This window comes from Prochlorococcus sp. MIT2302, assembly GCF_059772385.1.
On the sequence record NZ_CM186285.1, the window covers coordinates 1540632 to 1562162 of the forward strand.

At 33.9% G+C, this 21531-nt stretch carries 27 protein-coding genes; 12 read left to right on the forward strand and 15 right to left on the reverse strand.

Going from position 1 to position 21531, the window contains the following annotated elements:
• Window positions 1-75: 75 nt before the first annotated feature.
• Entirely contained in the window at window positions 76-1794 is a 1719-nt protein-coding gene (gene abc-f, locus AC6EI2_RS08855) for a ribosomal protection-like ABC-F family protein (protein ID WP_498461981.1), read from the forward strand.
• A 25-nt stretch (window positions 1795-1819) separates the two neighbouring features.
• On the opposite strand, the gene AC6EI2_RS08860 is transcribed toward abc-f, so the two are convergent.
• Complete coding sequence (locus AC6EI2_RS08860; protein WP_498461982.1) at window positions 1820-2998, reverse strand: trypsin-like peptidase domain-containing protein; 1179 nt, start codon at window positions 2996-2998, stop codon at window positions 1820-1822.
• Window positions 2999-3227: 229 nt separating this feature from the next.
• Here AC6EI2_RS08860 and AC6EI2_RS08865 point away from each other — a divergent pair, with 229 nt between their 5' ends.
• From AC6EI2_RS08865 to xseB, 5 genes are all read left to right on the forward strand, one after another.
• Complete coding sequence (locus AC6EI2_RS08865) at window positions 3228-3503, forward strand: DUF2973 domain-containing protein (protein WP_498461983.1); 276 nt, start codon at window positions 3228-3230, stop codon at window positions 3501-3503.
• A 54-nt stretch (window positions 3504-3557) separates the two neighbouring features.
• Window positions 3558-3941, forward strand: a complete 384-nt coding sequence (locus AC6EI2_RS08870) for a DUF8663 family protein (RefSeq protein ID WP_498461984.1) — start codon at window positions 3558-3560, stop codon at window positions 3939-3941.
• Window positions 3942-4041: 100 nt separating this feature from the next.
• A complete protein-coding gene (locus tag AC6EI2_RS08875) occupies window positions 4042-4188 on the forward strand; it encodes a CAB/ELIP/HLIP family chlorophyll-binding protein (protein ID WP_011294091.1) in 147 nt (48 codons plus the stop codon).
• A gap of 34 nt (window positions 4189-4222) precedes the next feature.
• Window positions 4223-5383: an exodeoxyribonuclease VII large subunit gene (gene xseA, locus AC6EI2_RS08880; protein WP_498461985.1), complete on the forward strand. Its 1161-nt coding sequence runs from the start codon at window positions 4223-4225 to the stop codon at window positions 5381-5383.
• A 62-nt stretch (window positions 5384-5445) separates the two neighbouring features.
• On the forward strand, window positions 5446-5697 hold the full coding sequence (xseB, locus tag AC6EI2_RS08885) for an exodeoxyribonuclease VII small subunit (protein WP_498461986.1): 252 nt from the start codon (window positions 5446-5448) through the stop codon (window positions 5695-5697).
• Window positions 5698-5699: 2 nt separating this feature from the next.
• Here the strand turns inward: xseB and AC6EI2_RS08890 are convergent, their stop codons facing one another.
• The 5 genes from AC6EI2_RS08890 to AC6EI2_RS08910 all read right to left on the reverse strand — a co-directional run bounded on the left by AC6EI2_RS08890 (window position 5700) and on the right by AC6EI2_RS08910 (window position 10952).
• Window positions 5700-6029, reverse strand: coding sequence for a hypothetical protein (locus AC6EI2_RS08890; RefSeq protein WP_498461987.1), 330 nt, complete (start codon window positions 6027-6029; stop codon window positions 5700-5702).
• 62 nt (window positions 6030-6091) lie between these two features.
• Complete coding sequence (locus tag AC6EI2_RS08895; protein ID WP_498461988.1) at window positions 6092-7000, reverse strand: YihY/virulence factor BrkB family protein; 909 nt, start codon at window positions 6998-7000, stop codon at window positions 6092-6094.
• A gap of 151 nt (window positions 7001-7151) precedes the next feature.
• Complete coding sequence (locus tag AC6EI2_RS08900) at window positions 7152-7970, reverse strand: inositol monophosphatase family protein (RefSeq protein ID WP_498461989.1); 819 nt, start codon at window positions 7968-7970, stop codon at window positions 7152-7154.
• A gap of 17 nt (window positions 7971-7987) precedes the next feature.
• Window positions 7988-9565, reverse strand: coding sequence for a TolC family protein (locus tag AC6EI2_RS08905; protein ID WP_498461990.1), 1578 nt, complete (start codon window positions 9563-9565; stop codon window positions 7988-7990).
• 37 nt (window positions 9566-9602) lie between these two features.
• The gene (locus AC6EI2_RS08910) at window positions 9603-10952 is read right to left on the reverse strand and encodes a TIGR03279 family radical SAM protein (RefSeq protein ID WP_498461991.1); all 1350 of its coding nucleotides are present in this window, start codon (window positions 10950-10952) and stop codon (window positions 9603-9605) included.
• A gap of 410 nt (window positions 10953-11362) precedes the next feature.
• Between AC6EI2_RS08910 and AC6EI2_RS08915 the strand changes: the two genes are divergently transcribed.
• Together AC6EI2_RS08915 and nadB are read left to right on the forward strand one after the other, a co-directional pair.
• A complete protein-coding gene (locus AC6EI2_RS08915) occupies window positions 11363-12001 on the forward strand; it encodes a DUF3120 domain-containing protein (protein ID WP_498461992.1) in 639 nt (212 codons plus the stop codon).
• Between the two features lie 13 nt (window positions 12002-12014).
• A complete protein-coding gene (gene nadB, locus AC6EI2_RS08920) occupies window positions 12015-13715 on the forward strand; it encodes an L-aspartate oxidase (protein WP_498461993.1) in 1701 nt (566 codons plus the stop codon).
• Here nadB and AC6EI2_RS08925 read toward each other — a convergent pair.
• The 7 genes from AC6EI2_RS08925 to AC6EI2_RS08955 form a co-directional block, all read right to left on the reverse strand.
• A complete protein-coding gene (locus AC6EI2_RS08925) occupies window positions 13702-14643 on the reverse strand; it encodes a vitamin K epoxide reductase family protein (protein ID WP_498461994.1) in 942 nt (313 codons plus the stop codon). The genes nadB and AC6EI2_RS08925 overlap by 14 nt on opposite strands.
• Window positions 14644-14823: 180 nt before the next feature.
• The gene (petL, locus tag AC6EI2_RS08930) at window positions 14824-15015 is read right to left on the reverse strand and encodes a cytochrome b6-f complex subunit PetL (protein WP_498461995.1); all 192 of its coding nucleotides are present in this window, start codon (window positions 15013-15015) and stop codon (window positions 14824-14826) included.
• Window positions 14979-15380 (reverse strand): DUF4346 domain-containing protein, encoded by a 402-nt coding sequence (locus tag AC6EI2_RS08935; protein ID WP_498461996.1) that lies wholly within the window; start codon window positions 15378-15380, stop codon window positions 14979-14981. Before AC6EI2_RS08935 ends, petL begins: the two co-directional genes overlap by 37 nt.
• Before the next feature lie 77 nt (window positions 15381-15457).
• Window positions 15458-15724 carry a hypothetical protein gene (locus AC6EI2_RS08940; RefSeq protein WP_498461997.1) on the reverse strand — a complete coding sequence of 89 codons (267 nt, stop codon included), beginning with the start codon at window positions 15722-15724 and terminating at the stop codon, window positions 15458-15460.
• A gap of 31 nt (window positions 15725-15755) precedes the next feature.
• On the reverse strand, window positions 15756-16937 hold the full coding sequence (locus tag AC6EI2_RS08945) for a GNAT family N-acetyltransferase (protein WP_498461998.1): 1182 nt from the start codon (window positions 16935-16937) through the stop codon (window positions 15756-15758).
• Between the two features lie 21 nt (window positions 16938-16958).
• On the reverse strand, window positions 16959-17636 hold the full coding sequence (locus AC6EI2_RS08950; RefSeq protein ID WP_498461999.1) for a RibD family protein: 678 nt from the start codon (window positions 17634-17636) through the stop codon (window positions 16959-16961).
• Window positions 17637-18563: a 6-pyruvoyl trahydropterin synthase family protein gene (locus AC6EI2_RS08955; RefSeq protein WP_498462000.1), complete on the reverse strand. Its 927-nt coding sequence runs from the start codon at window positions 18561-18563 to the stop codon at window positions 17637-17639.
• 52 nt (window positions 18564-18615) lie between these two features.
• Here AC6EI2_RS08955 and AC6EI2_RS08960 point away from each other — a divergent pair, with 52 nt between their 5' ends.
• Window positions 18616-19212 (forward strand): shikimate kinase, encoded by a 597-nt coding sequence (locus AC6EI2_RS08960; protein ID WP_498462001.1) that lies wholly within the window; start codon window positions 18616-18618, stop codon window positions 19210-19212.
• On the opposite strand, the gene AC6EI2_RS08965 is transcribed toward AC6EI2_RS08960, so the two are convergent.
• Window positions 19166-19429, reverse strand: a complete 264-nt coding sequence (locus tag AC6EI2_RS08965) for a CRR7 family NDH-1 assembly protein (protein ID WP_498462002.1) — start codon at window positions 19427-19429, stop codon at window positions 19166-19168. The genes AC6EI2_RS08960 and AC6EI2_RS08965 overlap by 47 nt on opposite strands.
• 22 nt (window positions 19430-19451) lie before the next feature.
• Here AC6EI2_RS08965 and AC6EI2_RS08970 point away from each other — a divergent pair, with 22 nt between their 5' ends.
• On the forward strand, window positions 19452-20159 hold the full coding sequence (locus tag AC6EI2_RS08970) for a DUF6816 family protein (protein ID WP_498462003.1): 708 nt from the start codon (window positions 19452-19454) through the stop codon (window positions 20157-20159).
• Here AC6EI2_RS08970 and AC6EI2_RS08975 read toward each other — a convergent pair.
• Window positions 20146-20865, reverse strand: a complete 720-nt coding sequence (locus tag AC6EI2_RS08975) for a glutathione S-transferase family protein (RefSeq protein ID WP_498462004.1) — start codon at window positions 20863-20865, stop codon at window positions 20146-20148. The genes AC6EI2_RS08970 and AC6EI2_RS08975 overlap by 14 nt on opposite strands.
• 61 nt (window positions 20866-20926) lie before the next feature.
• Between AC6EI2_RS08975 and AC6EI2_RS08980 the strand changes: the two genes are divergently transcribed.
• On the forward strand, window positions 20927-21133 hold the full coding sequence (locus AC6EI2_RS08980) for a DUF751 family protein (protein ID WP_498462005.1): 207 nt from the start codon (window positions 20927-20929) through the stop codon (window positions 21131-21133).
• 2 nt (window positions 21134-21135) lie between these two features.
• Window positions 21136-21519 carry a 30S ribosome-binding factor RbfA gene (gene rbfA / locus AC6EI2_RS08985; protein ID WP_498462006.1) on the forward strand — a complete coding sequence of 128 codons (384 nt, stop codon included), beginning with the start codon at window positions 21136-21138 and terminating at the stop codon, window positions 21517-21519.
• The last annotated feature ends 12 nt before the right edge of the window (window positions 21520-21531 follow it).

Consider the following 21531-nt stretch of genomic DNA (forward strand, 5'->3'; position numbering starts at 1 on the left):
TGTAATGTAATTTAAATCAGTTGGAATCTTTTAAAGCTAAATGATTAAAGGTAATTCACTTGAGGTTTTATTGTAGTGTTGCGACTTGAAAAGATTAGTAAGATATATCCAACTGGACAAGTATTGAAAGATGTCAGTTGGGAAATTAGAAGTGGAGAGAGAATCGGTTTAGTTGGAGTCAACGGAGCAGGTAAATCCACTCAATTAAAAATTATTGCTGGCTTAGAAGAGGCATCAGATGGTTCGTTGATTACTGAAGGGGATCCATCGATTGCATATTTAAAACAGGAATTTGATGTTGATATTGCAAGAACTGTTAGAGAAGAGTTATTCGAGGCATTTAAAGAAGCATCTGATTTACTTCATCGTCAAAAACTAATTCAAAATAATATGGAATCTGAATTAGCTTCCAAAGATTCAGATTATCTTGATTCATTAATTAAAGAATTAAGCTTTATTCAAAGCAAATTTGAATCAATAAATGGGTACGATTTAGAATCGAAAGTTGAAAAACTATTACCAACTATTGGTTTCAACCAAAACGATGGAGACAGATTAGTAGGAGATTTTTCTGGTGGCTGGCAGATGAGAATAGCTTTAGGAAAGATTCTCTTGCAAAGTCCTGATTTATTGTTATTGGATGAACCAACTAATCACCTAGATCTAGAAACTATTGAATGGTTAGAAACATATTTACTTAACCAAAAAGTTGCTATGGTAATTGTTAGCCATGATAGATCTTTTTTAGATAAGGTTTGTACAAGAATTGTGAATACAGAGCGAGGTCGATCTAAAAGTTATCTTGGAAATTATTCATCATATCTGCAACAAAGAAATTTTGAATTGGAATCAACAAAAGTTGCATATGAGAAACAGCAGAAGGATATGCAAGTTCAAAAGGAATATATTGAAAGATTTCGAGCAAGTGCTACTAGAAGTACGCAGGCTAAAAGTAGAGAGAAGCTATTAGATAAAGTTGAAAAGATAGAGGCTCCTGAGAAAAGATTGAAAGGACCTAGTTTTAAATTTATGGACGCACCTAGATCGGGTAAGGATATATTAAGTATTAAAGATTTAACGCATAGTTATGACGAACATATTTTATTTTTGGGAGCTTTTTTGGAGGTACAGCCAGGTGAAAGAATAGCATTTATAGGACCAAATGGTTCTGGAAAATCTACTTTGCTACGACTAATTATGGGTTTGGAGGAACCTGAAGAAGGATCTATTTTAATAGGTAAATATAACATTATTCCCAGTTACTTTGAACAGAACCAGGCTGAAGCTCTTGAACTAGAAATGACGGTAATTGATACAATTTCACAATCTGTGCCGAACTGGACTCAAACAGAGGTTAGATCATTATTAGGTAGCTTTGGCTTAATTAATGATTCAGTTTTCAAGGAGGTAAGCCAAATAAGTGGGGGCGAGAAAGCAAGGTTAGCTTTGGCATTAATGATTATTAAGCCATCAAATTTGCTTATTCTTGACGAACCTACAAACCATTTAGATATACCTTCAAAGCAAATGCTGGAGCAAGCATTATCCAACTATAATGGTAGTGCATTAATAGTTTCTCATGATCGATATTTTATTTCCAAAGTTGCAAATAAAATTGTTGAAATAAGAGATGGTCAATTAATTAAATATGAAGGTGATTATCAATATTTTAAAGAGAAAAAAATTGAAGAAAAAAAGGAAAAAGAAAAAGAATTAAAACTTGCAGAACGTGAGAGAAAAAGATTGGCTAATCGAGAAAAACAGAGAAAGAAAAAACAGATTAAAAAGAAATAATTATTCTTGAAAATACTTTTGAACCTTATATGTTCAGATCAAAAATGTCAATTGGTCTGATGTATTTAATGGACTCTCTATTTTTTCTAAGTATTTTAATTTCTAAAGTTGACTTTAAATTACTCTGATTGATTTTTTTTACGACATCTGCTGGAGTTGAAATTTCTTCATTATTAATCGAGATTATTAGATCATTAACTTTTAATCCACCTTTTTCAGCAGGACCATTTGGCATCAAATATTTAATAATTGCGCCACTTTCTCTTTGGGAAAGAAAATTACTTTTTTGCCTGATATTGCTTGAAAGGGATACTCCGATAATAGGATGTTCTGCTCTTCCACTATTGATTAAGTCTTGCGCGATTTTTCTAGCTCTATTTATTGGGATTGCAAAACCTAACCCTGCTCCTGGCCCTGAGCGAACGAGAGTATTTATGCCAATTACTTCTCCCAAAGAATTCAATAATGGACCTCCAGAATTACCGGGATTAATGGCTGCATCAGTTTGTATCAGATCTATTCTTTTATCGGATATTCCAAGCTGTGCAACATCTCTATTTAGATTACTAATTATTCCAAGGGTTACGGTATTCTCAAGTCCAAAAGGATTGCCAACTGCAATTGCCCAATCTCCAACTTTTAGATTATCAGAATTACCCAATTCAGCAGTCGGCCACGGACCCTCTGCCTCAAGTTTAATAACTGCAAGATCAGTTAAAGAATCTTCCCCGACGACTTTACCAATCACTCGTCTTCCATCTGACAAACCAACTATGAGTTGGTCAGTTTTTTCTATTACGTGTGCATTGGTCAAGACAAGACCTTCTTCAGAAAAAATTACCCCACTACCTTGACCTCTTTCAATTCTAGATCGAGGAACTTGAAGTCCTCTCAGACCAAAGAAACGTTCAAAATATTGATCATTTAAAATTCCTTGTGGTAAAAACCTTTCATTAGAAGACAACACTTTGCGCTCTGTTTCTATAGTGACAACTGCATTTCCAATGAGGTGTAATGCTTTTGAGACGAAAGATTGTTCGTTTAGACTTTGTGGGGTTACTGGTAAAGTTTCACGAGGATAGACCGGAGTATTAAATCTTAAATTACAAGCAATAAGTACAAATAGAACAAGAATTTTGAAATATTTTTGTTTTTCTAATTTCAGGCATCCTATTAAAAGTCTCGTTGCATCTAATCCATGCATGATCTTTGGAAAGGGATTAGTTTTTAACTTGAAAGTTTATGATAGCCAATTTAGAAGTTCAAAGACCTACTAATTTGATTACCGTAGATTTTTACTAAAGAACTGCTATTCAAACTTTATTTCCTTTAGAATATTAATCTGCTTTATTGTGTAAAAGTCTATGAAACCAAATTGAGTTCAAGACTTAGTTTTAATGATTTATTCAGTTTTTTGATTTCTCATTTTGCAAATGTTGAGCAATTTCTTACCTTTTCTTTATGGCCTTTCAGTTTTTATTTTGTTGATAGTAGCGGCAAGAATAATGCTGAACGGGTTTTTCTCAGGTCAATCATTAAATACTCAAAATTCATTTTCACAAAAAAGACGTGACGATAGAACTGGTTTGGTTACTGTCCATCCTGAGCTGTTAAACGAAGATGGCTGCATCACTGATGAAGATTTGCTCACAGTTCGTTTTTCAAAGGACACTGATCATCCACAATCATCTGAAAAGCCTTCTGAATAATTTTCATTAGATTTTTTGGTTTGACATTAAATAGTTCTCAACGAGGTTTTAATTTTGGAACAACGAACCCGCATAGTCGCTGCAGTTTTGAAAAATATGAAGTTACCTCCTCGGTTTCGTCTCAGATTATTAAAGGAAGATCCAGTTAGGCTTGAGCTAAGTCTTACCCCATCATATGGCAAAGATCCTATTCAAGTTGGGTTGGTAGAATCACTTGATTTGGTTGCTAGACGGGACAGAGAAGGAAGAATGCCCAGAGATCTTCAAGGAACATGGGATTGGACCGTACGCCATGGCGAAGTTAGTACCGGTGGATGGAATCCTTATTTGAAAGAAGCTCTGCAAACTATGTTTGAAACTGGATTGCCAGCAATTATTTATGAGGAACTAACAGGCGAGGACTATCATCCAGTTGATGGAGCCAAACATGTTCGATAGGTTATTAATTTTAAAAAATAAATTAATTTCAATAGTTAAGTTTTCTGTTTTCTCATTTGGAGCATTTCTTTAGTATTATTAATTTAAATTTGATTTACAAATGAAAGATAACTTCGAGCCTCGTTATGGTTTTGTCAACTTTGCGGAAATATGGAATGGCCGATTGGCCATGATGGGTATATTAATAGGATTGACGACAGAGTTGTTAACTGGCCAGGGAATTTTAACTCAGATGGGAATTGGCTGAAAAAACTAATTCTTAGTTTTTTATTTTTCATAGTTTGACTAATTTTAAAAAACACAAACAATCTCTACCTACATATAGTGTTAAAGAATTAAATGAATCTATTGGTTTATTATTATCTAGAGGATTCGAACCGAAATTTATACTTCAGGCGACTGTTTCTAAATCTCAAATAAAAAAAGGTCATTTATGGTTGACTTTAACTGATGGAAAAGCAAGCGTGGATGCAGTTGCATGGTCATCAACAATCAAGTCTTTAAAATTTCTACCCAAGGAGGACGATGGGGTTGTTATTGTTGGAAAATTAAATTTTTGGGAATCCCAAGCAAGATTATCTGTACAAGTTTTTGATATTCGAGCAAGTATTTCTACTATTCTAAAGAAGTTCGAAGTAGTTAAATCCAAGCTTATTAAAGAGGGTTTGATAGATGATTTATTAAAAAGAAAATTACCAAAATATCCAAATTCTATTGGAATTCTTACAAGTGTTCCAAGCTCTGCATTGGCCGATATGCTTAGAACTGCAAAGGAAAGGTGGCCTTTGACAAAACTGTATATAATTCCTATTCCAGTTCAAGGTAATAATGAATTTGAACTAAAGACAATTTTAAGTAAATTGAGGAAAAATAAATTAGCTTTAGATGCGATAGTTATTGGTAGAGGAGGAGGTAATAGAGAAGATTTAATGTTGTTTGATGCCGAAATTATTGCTAGAGAGATTGCAAAATTTCCTATTCCTGTAATTACAGGAATAGGCCACGAAGATGATCTAACAGTTTCTGATCTTGTTTCAGACCATAGATCTGCTACTCCAACTGCTGCAATTGTTGATCTATTACCTTCAAGAGAAATTGAAAAAAATAAATTTTTACAAAATAAGAAAACTCTCAATAACTATTTTAAAATTTGTGTTAAGAACAAAAAAGATTTTTTAAATACAAAAAAATCTTTTTTTCTATCTCATTCTCCTCAGCTATTAATAAAAAATCAAAGAGCAAAACTAAATTATATATATCAGCTTTTCGAAGCATTGTCCCCTGATAAATGGTTGAAAAGAGGTTTTGCTTTAATCAATGATGAAGAAGGTAATTCGATTTATAGTGTAAAAAGTGTGAAGGCAAAAGATAAGCTCGTGGTTAAATTCTCGGATGGGGAAATCACTGCAGAGGTTAATAGTATCAATTATAGTAAAATATAAATTATTAAATAATACCTTTTGATTCTATTTAACGTGAAGATGAGGGTACTAAAAAATCATCAATGCCAAAAAAAGTTGCCAGCATTAAAACTATAGAAGCTTTTAAAAAAGATATTAAGAAATTAACTTATGAAGAATCCATCTCTGAATTGGAATCTATCTTAACAAATATACAGGATGACAATATTTCACTAGACAAAATTCAAATTAATTATGTCAAGGGTCACTTACTTCTTAAACATTGCGAGGAACTGCTGCAATTTGTAGAACAAGAGATTAATGAAATTAATTCTAAGTTTATAAAACTAGACTAATCTTATAAACTCATATCTTCCGATTTAATGTCAATTGTTGCCGCACTTGCTGGTATGTTTTCGAGAATATCTTTTTTATTATTAATATTTGCTCCACATATTGGACAAATATTCTGATTATTTAAAAAGCTTGAGCCACAAGAATCACAATTTTGTATTTTTGATTGGATTCTTTTCCAAGAAAACCATCCTACCCCTGCTAATAATAGTGGTATTAATGTAATTAAAATGAATATTCCGCCTGCTAAATCAATAATGAATTTTCCAGCTGGTGTAGGAAAAATGAGAAGTACAATACAGACCATCCAAATTAATGAAGATGGCTTGTTCATGAGTATTTAAGATATCTACTTGTATATTGTAATTTAAATTTTGATGCTTGTTTAATTGATGTTTAAACGTATCGATTACGACGCATGCTTGCAATTACAACGCTCCAACACTGACCAAAATAAATAATGACACCTACCATCCAAACCCAAAGAGTCAATACTAAGACTCCTCCGATAAATCCATAAGCTTGGAACCTTGACCCCAAAGAGAGGATACTTCTACTAACCGCTAAATTTAAAATAGTTAGCAAGGTTCCAATCATAAAAGCTCCTGGTATTAGTGGTTTCAAAGGCACTCTTCTACTAGGAAGTAAGCCCTGCAAAAGTAGAGCCATAGTTGAAAAACCTATTAATGGGAGTATGAATTGACCCACTTGAAGAACCGGTATTTTTGACATCGCATTTTCAATCCAAGGTGTTGTATTTGCTAATTCTTCTAAAACGGCGCCAGGGATCATTCGAATATTTGCACTGATTTGATCTATGACCATTAAAAAACCTACGAAGAGAACCACAAAAAAAGCTTCTATTCGGTTTCGGATAAACCTAAATGCTTGAATTTTAAGTGGATCAGGTTTTGATTTAACTGGTAGAACGTCCTCCCATAATCTATCTGCTCCTCTCTGTAATGTTAGATAGGCATTACCTGCAGTGATCATTAAGAACATTGCTCCAAGTATTCCAGCGCCAAATCCTTGATTAACTAATTTTACTAAAGTTGAATCAACTAGACCAACAACTGAAGGAGGTAAAACTTGAGCAGCCAAAGCAATAATTTGTTGATCTAAGCCTTGCTGTTTTCCTAAAAACCATGAAGCAACTGATAGAGATATCAGTAATATTGGAAAAAATGACTGCAGAGTGTAGTAAGCAAATGCTGCGCTTAAATCGACACAATCACATTTAGACCATCTTTCATAAGCTTTCCAGAGGCTACTAAAAAACCATCTTGTTTTTTGACTGTAGTTCAAGACCACTTTGGTTTTTGAGTGTTTATGTTTATTATTACGCTACTTGGTAGGGAGGAGATTTTTCTTGGTTGAATCGGTAAATTTAAATTCATAGATTGTTTTAGTGGGTTATTTTTTATTATTGATTGAAAAATAAAAAGGTTATATTGCGTTAACTATCTTGAATTAATGCTGTAGCCCAGGGCCTCATCTTGAGCAATTGATCTTTAGATGATGCTGTTAGTAATGGGAAATTCACAGAAGTAAGATCTGTCCCAGGGCTAATATCTTTTGGATTGGTTCCCAACCAATTGATAAGACAATTAAGTTCCTCGAGGATTAACCACGCAGCCGCAATATCCCAGATTTTTGGTGTTGCCTCCAAAGCAGCAATTGTTTGACCTACAGCAACGCTGGTCATATTTAAACTTGAAACCCCCAGTAATCTGATTTTCCCTGGGAAAGACTGCTCTGGTTTCATTTGTAAAACTTTAATGGACCGGCTACAAAGAGAAATGCAGTCACTATTTTTTTTGAAGCGAGATTCAGGCTTCAGTGGTTTTTTATTGAGCCAAACTCCTTTCCCTCTTATGGCAAAGATTCTTTTTTTTAGAGCTGGTATGTCAAGAAAGGCAGTCTCAGGTTCCCCATTGGTGAAACGCGCTATGGATATTGCCCAGTATGGTATGCCTGCTGCAAAATTAGTTGTGCCATCAAGCGGATCAACTACCCAATATTCATTTGAACTAGGAATTGACTTCTTGCCTTCTTCACTAAGGACGCCCTCACCTGGAGCAATTTTTGCTAGACCTTGAACAATTGTTTTATCACTCCATCTATCACACTCTGTAATCAGTGTTCCATCGGGCTTTATGTCAGAGTTGATTTGACCAAAATCTTGAAGCTGGCGTCTTCCAACCTCATCAACTAGGTGATGAATTGACATTAATTGAGCATTGCTCAGAGGTGTAGATATTGGGTTTTGATTCATTGTAATTCAGTTAAAAGCTATAGCTGACATAAAGGAATTAAGTTCGATTCGTAGAGATTTGATTTATTGTCTAAATCTCTATTATTTTCTTGATTGACTTTGATATCACATGGTTTGATGTTATCTAAACCAGTTTGCCTACTTAAATCAGCTAATAAAGTGTTATAGCTAGTTACAGAAATAATATAACGAACCTCGGAATCGGTTAAATCTCTTTGGTTATTTACAACTTCTCGCTGTGTCGTAATGCCTGATTTGTACCTAAGCTTGGCAAGTCTTAGAGATTCTCTTGCAGATAAAACTTCTACATAAGAAGCAGATATATTTAGTTTGGCCGATTCTAATTTGAAGAAAACTTCTTCAACTTCTCTTCTGATTTGAGCTCTTTGTAAAGCAAAATTTAGCTTTGCTTCTTTTGCTTTGCTTTTATTGTAATTATATAAAGATTTTGAATTACCTCCATCAAAAATAAACCATGTAGCATTGAGCCCAATTGTATTAGAAAGATTAGAAGATTTATTACTAGTGTTTGGAGAAACTTGATTTAACTCACCTTTTGCAAATGAAGAGGTAAATGTATTTACTAAGCTTAATTTTGGTTGGGCGGCAGCTAGTGCTGCGTTGGCATTGCTATTGTTGATTGAAATATCTAAAAGGATACTGTCAAGTTCTTCACGTGCATCATAAGCTGCAATAATACTATCTTCTAATGATAAGTCCCATACACCTAATACTTGGGTTTTTGAACCTATCAAAGGTGTGACATCCTCTGGAAAATTAAGTATTTCAGCAAGAGATCTTTGACCAATTTTTTGCTCTCCTGATTTAATATTTAACAACTGTTGATCTCTGGCTAATTGAGTTTTAGCTTCGAGAACTTCTAATTTTGTACCAATACCAGATTCAAATCTGATCTCTGCATCTTTTAATCCAAGAGTTGATGATTCAATAGATTTATTTGCAACTTTTATTTCTTCATTAACCTTTTGAAGATTAAAGTAGCGCTTTTTAGCTTCTAATTTTAAATCTCTTAGAATTATAGAGTAGGTGTATTTTGACTTTTCAAAACTATCTCTAGCTGATGCTATTTCGGGAACTCTTGCAGGATTAATTAAATCCCATTTAATTTGTGCATTAATAGATGAGCTCCATTGTTTACTAGTAGTGTCTTTTATGAAATTTGATTCATTGTAATTATTAGACGAAAAGTATTGGGGAAGTCCATTCGCTGTTAGGCTTAATGTTGGGTACCAGGAGGATAACGAACTTTTTAATATTGATTTTGCTTGATCAACTTTTTCTAAGTAAATTTTTATAGTTGGATTTTTATTTATAAGAATAGTTTCTAACTGATTGAGATTTATATTTTTATATGTTTTTACTAATACTTCACGAGGTCTAGAGGGCCTAAAAAGATCTTCAGGTGAATTTAATTCATGTAATAACCCTTGTATTTCTTGGCTTTGATTTTTACTTAATTCTTCTTGAAACCTGATTTTAGAAACTATTTTTTGCGAACTTGTGGCCCATAAAGGATTTATCCCAGATATAAATAAACCGGCAAAGATTAGGAATTTTCTCTTCACTCTCCTCATAGTTATAAGAAAAACTGAGATGGATTCAATAAAGCAATTAAGCTTTACAAAGTGCTTTGTTCACGATGTCGTCTGCATCATGAACAATTCTTATAGATACATTAAGTGACGAAGAGAGCTCTTGAAGAGTCATGTCATCAAGAAAGATTTTTTCCCCTTGCTTTAACATGACTGACGGCAAAAGTAATTCATCGCCTAAATCTTTTCCTTGCAGGCCTTTTACCAGATCTAGACCTGTTAGAAGCCCTGTCACTATTTGCTCTTGACCCCAGTAAGGACTTGGAATTCCGTAAAGATGCAGTGTGAAATTATTTATTTTATTGAGTCTTTTACAAGGTTTCTGTAATTCATTTTCAACTAGTTTGCCAACAACCCAGCTGCATGTTCTCTTTTTATGAATTTTTATGGGAAGATTTCTTGTCGCTTGATCCATTGCTTTAAGAAAACTGCGAATACTTCCAACTCCATTCTCTTTTTGAGGTAAATCTTCATAAGAATTGAGCTTAGGTAACGGCCTCTTTGCTATCAAATACCATTCATCAGATAACCAGGCAAAACGTGAGCCCGTTGATTTGTAAAATTTTTTCTGCAATGGCTCAATTTGATTGATGACTTTTGTGGCACAAACAGAATTCACAGGTATTAGCCCATCATTACTTGGTCGGAATCTTGTTAACCCAACTGGAACTATTGCTGCTGAGAGGACTACGGGAAAATCTCCTTGTGCAAAACTATATAGATCATTAATGGTTTTTGTTAAAGCTTTCCCGTCATTTAATTCAGGGCAAACAACAATTTGAGCATGAATTTGTATTCTCTTTTCTGAGAACCAAGCCAACTGATCTAAAAGTTCAATAGCTTTAGGATTCCTAAGTAATTTCGACCTTAAAGAAGGTTCTGTTGCATGCACTGAGACGAATAAAGGAGTAAGTCTTTGTTGATCAATTCTTAACCAGTCTTGCTCGGAAAGATTTGTAAGTGTTAAGTAAGAGCCATATAAAAAACTTAGCCTGTAGTCATCATCTTTAAGGTATAAGCTTTTCCTTTTCCCTAAAGGCTGTTGGTCAATAAAACAAAATGGACACTGATTATTACATTGTTTTAATCCATCAAATAAAGCCTCAGTAAAAGCAAGTCCTAACCCATCGTCATAATCTTTTTCTATATCAATTGTATGTGTTATTCCTTTGTCATCTAATATTTTTAGTTGAATATTTTCTTCGGCAATGAGAAATTTGTAATCAATAAGATCTCTTGGTTTTACACCATTAATACTAATTAATTGATCTCCCGCTTCAAATCCAAGCTCCTCTCCAATTGAACCCTCTTCGACAGAGGAAACAACAGCAGGTTTTATTTTGTTTTTATTTACCATTACTGTGTTCATTTATGCTCCTAAACAAGAGAAATCACTTTTATAGTTTTCGGGTAGCATGATCAAATTAATAAATCTTGATCAATTAATTTATTTTTAATATAAGTAAATTTTCAACAAAAAGTACTCTATAAGCTTTTTTGAATCATCTCTTTTTCTAATGATTAAGAAATGAGGCCTTGAAAAGCATTGCGATCATTAAAATAAAAATGTTTTTCTGAATTTTTCTTTTAACTTTCTTATTTGTATTCTGAAGACATTTTGGTTTGGGTATCGACTTGAAGCTAAATTCATAGAAGGTTGAGCTGAAAACCAACTCAGTTTTATTAATTCTGATTTACTCAAACAAACCCACCAATCCCATAAATAAAGAAACGTCCTATCTCTCAAAGTCAAGGACATTGCAGTTTTGGGCTAGCACAATGGTTGTCCTGCCGGTTTTTGTTCAGGCTCCATGGGTTCATGTGTTTCCTTTTTCAGCTTTTTTATTTAGTTTCCTCATATTTTTTCTTGGATTTTATTTACTCAAATTTTGTAGTAATAGATGGTCCTCTGTAGGTTCCCTATTGGTTGGTGTGAGTTGGAGCTGGTTAGGAGGATGTCTCTTTTGGGGATGGTTAAGAGCTCATCCTGTGTGGCATTTGCCTGTTGAATCAATAGCTTTTCCAATAGCAATAAGTCTTTTAAAGACTCGATGGGAAATAGGCGCTAGTTTCTATTTGGCATCATTACTGGGCACTGCTTTTACAGATGTGATGATTGTTTTGACAGGTGTCATGAAGGCTTGGCCCGAAGTTGTTGACGCACCTTTTTCAGAAGCCTCCAAAATGTTAAGTTTCACGGCGGAACAATTATTGGAACCTTTTTCTCTATTTGCAATTTTAGTTGCAGCACTTTTAATAATTTTGATTGCAAATTGGATGAATCAAAAATCAAAAAGTGAGCCATTATCTTCCGATGCTTGGCTTGTATCTAGTGCGGCTTTGACAACAACCTTATGGGTTGATGGATTATTTTTTGCGACTACGTTAATTCAGCCTCAATTGAGTGGATTGATCTGAAAATTAATACTTTATGGACTTAAATACTGGATTAAATAAAAATGATATTTACTCAACTAATTGGGATGTGATTGTTATTGGAGCGGGCGCTGCGGGTTTGATGTCTTCTCTTGAATTACCATCAAATTTGAAAACCTTACTGTTAAATCGCAATACTAGTAAACGCTCTTCAAGTAGATGGGCACAAGGAGGAATGGCTGCTGTTACTCGAATTGAAGATAGCGTGGATGTTCATGCATTAGACACAATGAAAGCGGGGGCTGGCCTTTGTGATCCTGAAGCAGTTCAAATGTTTGTTGAAAGTGCTCCGAGGTTAGTAGATAGACTTTTGAAACTAGGCATGGAATTTGATAGAACCTCTGGAAAATTATCTACAACTCTTGAGGCTGCTCATACCCATAGAAGAGTGCTTCATGTCAAAGATAGAACTGGAAAGGCATTGGTTGATGTCCTTAATGAGCAAGTTGAACAAAAAGAAAATGTTCTGCATCAAAGAGGAATAAGAGTTACTCAGATTTGGGTTGAGAAGGGAAGGTGTTTAGGGGTACAAGTTTTAGATGGACCAGCTTTACGTTGGATCAAATCAAAGGCAGTTGTTTTAGCTACTGGTGGGGGTGGCCATTTATTTGCTAATACAACAAATCCAACTCAAGCAGCAGGCGAGGGCATTGCTTTGGCTTGGAGGGCTGGAGCTCTAATAGAAGATCTCGAATTTTTTCAGTTTCACCCGACTGCTCTGAAATTGAATAATGCGCCCTCGTTTTTAATTTCTGAGGCATTAAGGGGAGAGGGTGCGGTTTTAGTGGACTCATTCGGCAAGAGCCCTGTCGACCATCTTGAAGGGAAAGATCTTGCATCAAGGGATCAAGTCAGCAGGGCATTGTTTAAAGCTATGAAAAAGCAAAAAGTTGATCACATTGGTCTCGATGTGCAATCTATTGATGTTGAGGATATGGAAGGACGCTTTCCGTCTATTTTTCAAAGGTGTAGAGAGCTTGGCCTAGAGCCTTTAAAAGAAGTAATTCCCGTTGCTCCATCTGCTCATTATTGGATGGGCGGTGTCGCTACAAACTTGAAGGCAGAAACTAACATTAAAGGACTTTTTGCCATAGGTGAAGTGGCTTGTACAGGACTTCATGGTGCAAATAGGCTTGCAAGCAATTCATTAATGGAATGTTTGGTTTTTGCAAATCAAATGAGAAATATCGAATTAAATGATTTTGCGACTCCAGTTACATCAATAAGTAATGCAAGTTTTAAGAAAGAAAACCTTCGCTTTTCTAGAAATGATGGTGCTAATTATTTAACCAAAGAAATCGAAAAACTCAGACAATTATGTTGGCGAGAGGCTGGGGTGGATCGATCGCAAAAAGGAATGTTTGCCGCTCTTTCAAAAGTTAAACGGGATCATGAAAATCTCTTAAACGAGCCTTTATTAAATTTAGTGTTTTCGCAGTCAACAGATGAGATTAATGGATTTGATGAAATTTCTAGGAGAGATCTTAACTTGCTTCTCGATTTAAGTAATCGACAAAAGTCTAGCTCGCTTATGTTGGAGGCTTGCTTATTTCGTAAAGAGAGTAGAGGAGGTCATTTTAGAGATGATTACCCTACTTCAGTTCCTTTTTGGAAATGTCATACCCGTCAAGTAAAAGGAAAGAATATTCATACAAGACCGGTTAGCGAAATTACTGTTATGACTAAAAGTCTTTAGTGTTCTTGTAATTACTTAGTTCGGCTAATTCTTTAAGGCTTTTCACTCCCGAATCAATTGAGCCATTAATTTCCCAAGAGGGGAAACCTGTTATACCTTTAGCCTCGCAAAGTTCTCTTTGGTTATTGAACCCATCTTTTGCACATTCAACTAAATTTAATTTTTCCGAAGCTTCTTTCCCAAACATTTCTTTTTGATCATGGCAATGTGGGCACCAATATGCGTTATACATCACTGCTCCTTCTTTTGTAAGGTGTTCTGCAAGTTTTATTTTTTCAGGAGAACTTGTCGCGATTACAGCAGGTGGGGTACCTAGTTTATTATTTGAGACTTCCTGGGTAGATGGATCAACTGATGATGACCAAACTAGGCCTGCCATAAGAACGGCTACTGACATAATAAAACCCCTAAAAAATAACTTTCCATAATCTTCCCATCCGCCTCCAAGGACATTCAATAATAGAAGTGAAACTGATATAAGACAAGAAAGAAGACAGAAAAAACAGAAAGCTTTAATTTTAAATATCATAATTGAGATTAAAATTAAGCTAAAAATAAAAGTCGATGTAGATATATAAAAAGATCCCCACCATGCGATTTTTGAGACACTATTCTTTTTATTTTTTAGAATCGGTATTAACGGGAATATTGCCATTAACAATATTAAAAAATAACTGATTAAACCCATTAAAGATAATGGAATAGAATAATTATTTGCTTGAATTAAAGTTCCCCAAGGGCTATTTAAAACTTTATCGCACCCCACTAATCCACCTGGACAGTTTAAATTTCCTATAAATCCCCATTTGTTCAATGTTATTGATCCTGTATCAATAATTCCTACAGTTGATAATATGGCTATACCAACTCTAGCCCACTTTGAACCCAAGTCTTGGCGTCGTCGACTTTTTAGTCTTGAGGATCCCATGCAGGCTGAATATACATAGATAAAATTATTTATTTATTTTAAAGAGTAATTCATTTAAAGGCTGAATAATCTAAAGCATTTTCAATGTTCTTTATATTTTTAGAACCATTTAAATATTTGAATCGGTATTAAATATAAACTGCTTTAATTGTCAAGTACTAATAAGAGGGATTTATTGATTCAGATTAATTTTATAGCTTTAAGGGCTTTTTGAATCAAGAATGCTGCGGAAAGACCTGCCCCAACAAAAACTAAGTAAAATAGAATTCCCATTTGATTTGAATTTCTCAAATAATAATAGAACATCAGTGCTTTATCTTTTGAATTTATTAATTTTAATCTTGAATATATTGTTTCCCATTTATGAGGCATTGCTCTGCTCGTTGTAATTCACGACCAATGTAAATGGCATGATCTAAATGACTGATTGGGAATGGACCATGCCCCTCTGAGATTTGAACACCTAATTGCTTGGCACTCTTTCCTCTATAAATATTGCTTGGTTGATTTCTACTTTTTGTTTTACAACCAATTGTCTCACCTGACTCTGGATCAATAGCGCGGCCTTTTTGATCAATATCATTTAAATAATGTTCAAGTATTAACTCATTTGTTTTTGGTTCAATTTTTATTAAGAAATAACCATTTGGGTCAAGCTTTATTTGTCGCTTGGATAATTTATCGTCTAAAACCTTTATTGAGTTAATTAATTCTTCTTGAGGATCTGGATTTTTCATTTCTTTAATTTAAAATTTACAAAGTAGAGAGAGAAGTATTCTGTTATCATGAAATTTTTAGCTTTTTCTTCAAAAATTTATCCTGAAATAAAGCTTTTTAAGATTAAAAATATAAGTAGATTTACAAAAATAAAAGATAAATAAACAACGCCAGGATTTTTTAGTCCTGCTGGTGCTGTTAGTTCAAAGCCAAACAGATTAATAACACCTTGAGTCCCTTTATCTTTATAACTAAAAATCCCTTTAGCAAAGAAAGGTTTGTCTTCATTAGGCTCAAATTCATCTTTCTCAGTGGAAAGCGATTTGTCTGTCTCAGGAGAATCTAGTAAATTGTTGTCTGACATTAAAATTAAGTCTGTAATTTGTCTGAAGTTACTATGTATTTGATAGCTTTGGCTCTTCAAACTTAAAAGGTACTTCATTGTTTGTAGCGTTTATTTGATCAATCATTAATTTATTGGCTTTTGGAAGCCATTCTCTAATTAATGAGTCCATAGGTGAGTTGTACCATCTATAAAGACTTGCATTGGGTTTAGAAATAAAACCTCTTCGTTTTTTGTGACTCCCGCCCGCTCCAGGATCAAAAGATTTGATTTGATTTGCTATTGCCCACTCAATTGGGGAGTAATAACAGGCTTCAAAATGTAAATTATCTATATTTTCCTCTGAACCCCAATATCTCCCCCAAAGCATATTTTCGTTTTTAACACATAATGACATTCCAATAGTTTTATCAATTCCTTCTTTTTTTGCTTCAAATAAAACAATATTTTCTTTGAGATCTGCTGATGAAAGTTCAGTGAAAAATGACTCAGTCAGGTATTTACTCCCCCATACTCCCCATCTTGCACAATGAAGCTCATAAAAATAATGCATTTTTTTTAAATTCATTACATTTATTTGTGATCCACTAACAGGCTCAACTTTTACTCCACATTTTTTTATGCTTTCTCTTTCTCTCTTGATATTTCTTCGTTGATTAGAATTAAACTTGTTTAAAAAATCAGAAAAACTATTTTCGTCATTCAATTTTAATAAACTTTGTTGGTTGATCCACTTAGCGCAATCTAGAGATTCAGCTATTTTCATCCATTTAGGATCTACATATAAAAAATTACAACTTAAAATGCTATTTTGTTTGGCAAATCTATCAATTTCAGAGAATAATATATTTGTAAGATCTACATTATTAACTCCTTCTGCAAAAAGAAAACGATAACCTTCTATTGGACTTAGTGGACTCATTCCTATTAGCTTTGGATAATATTGAAGTCCCATGTCTTTAGCTAATTGAACAAAGGGATGATCAAATATAAATTCTCCATAACTATGAGATTTAAGATATAGAGGTGCACATGCAATTAAATTATTTTCACTCGACGCAGAAAGAAATAATGGTTGCCATCCATATTTTGCACTAACACTTTTTGATTTTTCTAATGCATTTAACCAATCCCACTTATAAAAAGGAGTTGAATTTTCTTTTAAGAAATTATTCCAAACAATTTTAGGAATCTCTTGGATTGATGAATGCCATTTAATTTTGATATTGTTCATTTTTTTATATTAAATCTATATTCAAGATAAATTATTTCTAAAATATCTGATAAGTAATTCATTATTACCAAGCTTTTTACTTTCTTTCAGAATCCAGTTATTTTTTTTATTCATGATTGTATTTAGGTTTCTTAAGTCAGATGAAACCCAGCAGTATCCCCCTCCTAAAAGATCAGGAGTAATCGTAATTTGTAATTCATCTATTAGATCCTCTAAAAGAAAAGCTGAAATAAGATTTGCGCCTCCTAGTAATACAATTTTCTCAATTCCTTTCTGATATAAATCATCAAGAGAATCACGCCATGTAGATCTTAAATCTATTTTTTTATTGAATCCATTAGGAAGCATAATCTCATTTTTCTTATCTTGCTTTTGGATTAACCATTTTTGAAGTGGTTGTTTAAAAAAAAGCCAATTAGCTGGAAAATCTATTTGATTACTGGCTATAAGAGCAATTGGCTGTTCGTTCTTTCCTTCTGAAGTCCTTTGCTTTAATAAGTTTTTATTTTTAATGACACAAATTGATTGATGATCCCTCAGCGTTTGCCCTCCCATTAAAATCCCATCTGACCAAGCAATTGATTCTTCTAAAACTAAACGATCACCAGAGCGACCTAATTGTGTTTTTCCTCCTTCAGGATATGCGATACGTCCATCAATACTAGAAGCTAAAACTAATTTAACCCAATTTTTTTTCAACTATCTCAGCAAACCAATCTTATTCTTTGAGTCTTTAGTATCGATCTTTGATTCAGGTACGTTTGCATAAACCTCTGCTGCATTATTTGGGCTCTCTTGAAGTTTTATCTTATATAAATTTGCTCCAATCGCATTGATTGGATTTGTTAATTTATCTGAAATATGCAATGCAATATTTTCAGCTGTGGGAACACAATTTGCAAAATAAGGTATATCTTTATTTAAAAAGGTATGATCAAAAGGCTCTACAACCAAATCATTAATTAAACTATTTAACGCAGATAAATCACATATCATTCCAGTCCTGGGATTAATCTTTCCTTTAACAGTTATATCTACTAAATAATTGTGACCATGTCCATTAGGCCTAGCACATTTTCCAAAAATTTTTTCATTTTCGGTTTGAGGTAGATCTTCTCTGGCTAAGCGATGAGCAGCTGAAAAGTGTGTTTGAACTGTTAAATAAGCATCCATAGCATTTCCTTGATAGTCAGCCCAGAGTTTTGGGTTTTCGTAAAGGCGAAGAGACTTTAGTGGTAAGTGAGATTGAAGGCGCTCCCATATAATACGAACTAAACTTTCAGTTGTGGGTAGGCAACCTTCGGGTTTAGAAAGGTCAAACTCTGGCCATGTGTCATTTAAAAAACGAAAGTCAAGTTGACTTGTTACTTCCTTTTTTATGGCATGTTTTACATCTGAGAGGTTTAAGACCATGCCATATTTATTAAGATCCCCTTCCATGGTTACGATTAACTCGTAATTATGTCCGTGGCCAGGAGATATTGAGCATGGGCCAAACAAAGCTGAATTATCATCATCAGATAATTCAGGAAGCCTGTATAGGTGGCTTGCGCTAAAGCACGCTCGCCTTGTAATTACACAGCTTCTCCCCTCTCCATGGGGGAAATTAGATGTGATTGCTTCCATAAATTTTTCACATCAGATCACATCTTAATAACTTTTAGTTACTTCTGTCTTTATGTCCTTCAAGTCAACCCCTAAAACTCTTAAAGAAAAGTTAGGTGGTCGGAATATATTTTTGATAGGAATGATGGGCTCTGGCAAAAGTCAAACGGGACCAGCTCTAGCCAAAATGATCAATTATGCTTTTGTCGATACTGATGATGTTATAGAAAAAGCTTCTAAGCAGTCTATTTCATCTATTTTTGAAAAAGATGGAGAGAAAGTTTTTAGGGACGTTGAAAAAAAAGTTTTAAAAGAAATTAGTCAACATCATTCTCTAGTAATTGCTACTGGAGGTGGTTTAGTTACATTGCCTGAAAACTGGGGCATTCTTCATCAAGGAATAGTTATTTGGCTAGATCTTGATTTAAAACGTTCACTTAAAAGATTGGCAAATGATAAAAAGAAACGCCCATTACTAACTGGGAATGATTTAGCTAAAAATTTTAGTCAGATTTATGAATCTAGAAAACCAATATATTGTGAATCAGATTTGAGAATAGAAGTTGAGGATCAATCTACATATGAGGTCGCAACTATGATTGCTGAACATTTGCCAAGCATTCTTATTGACCCGGAGAATCAAGCCGAACGGCATACCACTGAATTGTAAAACCTGTTTTGATTTCCAGGTCGCAAGCTGTATCAAGCAAATGTTGAGCAGCTTCTGCTATTGAAGACTTACATGCAAGATCTAATGGTAATGAATCGAATTTATTTAACCAAGATTGAATCCATAAAAGAGTTTCTTCTTTATTCAGGAATTGTTCACTTTCGCCTGGAACCAAAACAACATAATTATCCATTTCTCTTATTAGCGGATCAGACATGAGACTAAAATTTTTCTTTTTTTTGATTTCTATTGTAATTCTTTTTTCTTACTCAGGTTCTACGCTTGCTGAAACTACACTTGAGAAAAATAATTTTCAACCATCTAAGCTTTCTGAACGCAAATTAATTTGGCCTGATTGGCGCTTACCTTCTTCTATTAAGCGCCCAAAATTAAAAGATGATTTAATTTACCCTGATTGGTTTGAAGGGGTATGGGATGTTACTAGTGAGATAGTAAGTGATAAGAATCAAGAACCTATTAATCACTCAGCTAATTTCATTCAAAATAACTCGGGTAATGTAATTGCTGATCGTGAATACAACACTAGGTCTTATGCATTGAGCACAAAGAGTGGTGGTTTTTTATCAGTAAAGAATGATCCTAAATCACCCAATCGTCAGTTCGCTAAATTAACTGAAGATAGGTATTTAGAGACAAAGATTATAGGAAGGCTTCAAGAACAAGTAGATAAAAATATTTTTATTACTGATGAATTGATTTTACAAATTTTGCATACACCAGAATTGAGCAGGGTTAGTCAGGTCGAGACATTAACTGAGTTTAAAAAATGTGGATCTAACCAAAACAATGAGATAACTTCAAGTGATTTTAATATTTGTGGAGAACAATATCAGGCAATTTACAACCAACCTGGACAAAATATTATTTCTTTGCCGATTAAAACAGAGAAATCTAAGTTAATACTTAGAAAGACTAATCATGATTAGTTGTTGGTAATTGATCTTCAATTAAGTCTCTCCATTTAAAAAGATTTTGAAGACTTGGGTCGTTTATATATAATGAACAGCCTTTGCCTTTAAGGCTTTCGCCAGATGAATTAGGGAATTTGAGAAGTGATAGGTGTGATGCTACAGAAATATCAGCAATAGAAAGCTTTTCCCCAATCAGAAATTTTTCTTGATCAATTAAATTTGATAAATAATGAAGATTTTGTTTAAGAGATTCTTTCTCTTTCTGGTTTATTAATCCAGAAATTTGATTGAGAATCTTTGTAGGAATATTAAAAAGAAGTTTTTGCATGGAATCCGAGATTTCGTTGGCGAATAAAGAGGAAATCAATGCTGGATTCTTCGTAAGCTCTTCCAAAAAGACAATTTTTATAGATTTTGCCAAAGTTGTATCTGCCCAATTCTCAATGATCTGGGCCTGAGAAGCTTCTTTTAGACCCTCTGGAATTAATTTTGGTACTGTTTCAATTTTCTCTAAGTATCGTATTATTGAACTTGATTCATGGATTGTTGTTTCTTTATCAAAAAGCACGGGTAATTTTTTTTGTCCTGTTTTTTGAAAGATATCTATTTGGCCTATGGCTGGGGTGATCTCAATGGTTCGATATTCAAGCTTTTTTGCTGCCAAAGCCATTCTTATTTTCAAGCAATAAGGTGAGTGCCTAAATTGATGAAGTTCCAACATTTTATTTTCCTTCAAATGGTTAGCAGAGTAGCTATTAATTCAGTCTTTTGTTGGTGAAAAAATGGGTGAGTTTTTTTCTAATGTTTCTAGATATCCCAAATATCTCATCACAATAGTTTTGGGGGTTTTCACGTCTGCAATTTCTCCATTAATTAAACGAGGTAGTAATCCGATCACAGCGATTGCTCTTGTTGGGGCTTTTATAAGTGGACTTCTGACAATAATTTTCTTATTAAAGGCTATGGCTTTCCCAGTACCAATTACTTAGATATGGCTAATTCAAGAAGAGTAGAAAAATTAGCAGCTTTACTCAAAAGAGAAGTTAGTGAACTTTTAGTTAATGGAGTTAGAGATGAAAGAATTCATCAAGCTATGATAACCATTACCTCTGTTGAGGTTTCAGGTGATTTACAGCATGCAAAAATTTTTGTAAGTCTTTTTGGCCAAGAGAAAAAAAAGGCTGAGGTGCTAGCGGGTTTAGAGGAGGCAAAGAGATTTATTCGTGCTGAGCTTGCTCGAAGGCTTCAAATGAGACGATCTCCTGAGCTTGTTTTTAAGATTGATAAAGGTATGACAAAAGGTCCTGCAGTTTTAGATCTTCTCAATTCATTAGAACTTGAACGTAAAAGCAAAAATATAAGTAATGACTTTTAGATTAATCAATAT

Bases quoted from the DNA above. Each gene is read 5' to 3' on its own strand.
- AC6EI2_RS08860 (WP_498461982.1), bottom strand. From the start codon at position 2,998: ATGCATGGATTAGATGCAACGAGACTTTTAATAGGATGCCTGAAATTA.
- AC6EI2_RS08865 (WP_498461983.1), top strand. From the start codon at position 3,228: ATGTTGAGCAATTTCTTACCTTTTCTTTATGGCCTTTCAGTTTTTATT.
- AC6EI2_RS08875 (WP_011294091.1), top strand. From the start codon at position 4,042: ATGAAAGATAACTTCGAGCCTCGTTATGGTTTTGTCAACTTTGCGGAA.
- xseB (WP_498461986.1), top strand. From the start codon at position 5,446: ATGCCAAAAAAAGTTGCCAGCATTAAAACTATAGAAGCTTTTAAAAAA.
- AC6EI2_RS08890 (WP_498461987.1), bottom strand. From the start codon at position 6,029: ATGAACAAGCCATCTTCATTAATTTGGATGGTCTGTATTGTACTTCTC.
- AC6EI2_RS08900 (WP_498461989.1), bottom strand. From the start codon at position 7,970: ATGAATCAAAACCCAATATCTACACCTCTGAGCAATGCTCAATTAATG.
- AC6EI2_RS08905 (WP_498461990.1), bottom strand. From the start codon at position 9,565: ATGAGGAGAGTGAAGAGAAAATTCCTAATCTTTGCCGGTTTATTTATA.
- AC6EI2_RS08910 (WP_498461991.1), bottom strand. From the start codon at position 10,952: ATGAACACAGTAATGGTAAATAAAAACAAAATAAAACCTGCTGTTGTT.
- AC6EI2_RS08915 (WP_498461992.1), top strand. From the start codon at position 11,363: ATGGTTGTCCTGCCGGTTTTTGTTCAGGCTCCATGGGTTCATGTGTTT.
- nadB (WP_498461993.1), top strand. From the start codon at position 12,015: ATGGACTTAAATACTGGATTAAATAAAAATGATATTTACTCAACTAAT.
- AC6EI2_RS08925 (WP_498461994.1), bottom strand. From the start codon at position 14,643: ATGGGATCCTCAAGACTAAAAAGTCGACGACGCCAAGACTTGGGTTCA.
- petL (WP_498461995.1), bottom strand. From the start codon at position 15,015: ATGCCTCATAAATGGGAAACAATATATTCAAGATTAAAATTAATAAAT.
- AC6EI2_RS08935 (WP_498461996.1), bottom strand. From the start codon at position 15,380: ATGAAAAATCCAGATCCTCAAGAAGAATTAATTAACTCAATAAAGGTT.
- AC6EI2_RS08940 (WP_498461997.1), bottom strand. From the start codon at position 15,724: ATGTCAGACAACAATTTACTAGATTCTCCTGAGACAGACAAATCGCTT.
- AC6EI2_RS08945 (WP_498461998.1), bottom strand. From the start codon at position 16,937: ATGAACAATATCAAAATTAAATGGCATTCATCAATCCAAGAGATTCCT.
- AC6EI2_RS08955 (WP_498462000.1), bottom strand. From the start codon at position 18,563: ATGGAAGCAATCACATCTAATTTCCCCCATGGAGAGGGGAGAAGCTGT.
- AC6EI2_RS08960 (WP_498462001.1), top strand. From the start codon at position 18,616: ATGTCCTTCAAGTCAACCCCTAAAACTCTTAAAGAAAAGTTAGGTGGT.
- AC6EI2_RS08965 (WP_498462002.1), bottom strand. From the start codon at position 19,429: ATGTCTGATCCGCTAATAAGAGAAATGGATAATTATGTTGTTTTGGTT.
- AC6EI2_RS08975 (WP_498462004.1), bottom strand. From the start codon at position 20,865: ATGTTGGAACTTCATCAATTTAGGCACTCACCTTATTGCTTGAAAATA.
- AC6EI2_RS08980 (WP_498462005.1), top strand. From the start codon at position 20,927: ATGGGTGAGTTTTTTTCTAATGTTTCTAGATATCCCAAATATCTCATC.
- rbfA (WP_498462006.1), top strand. From the start codon at position 21,136: ATGGCTAATTCAAGAAGAGTAGAAAAATTAGCAGCTTTACTCAAAAGA.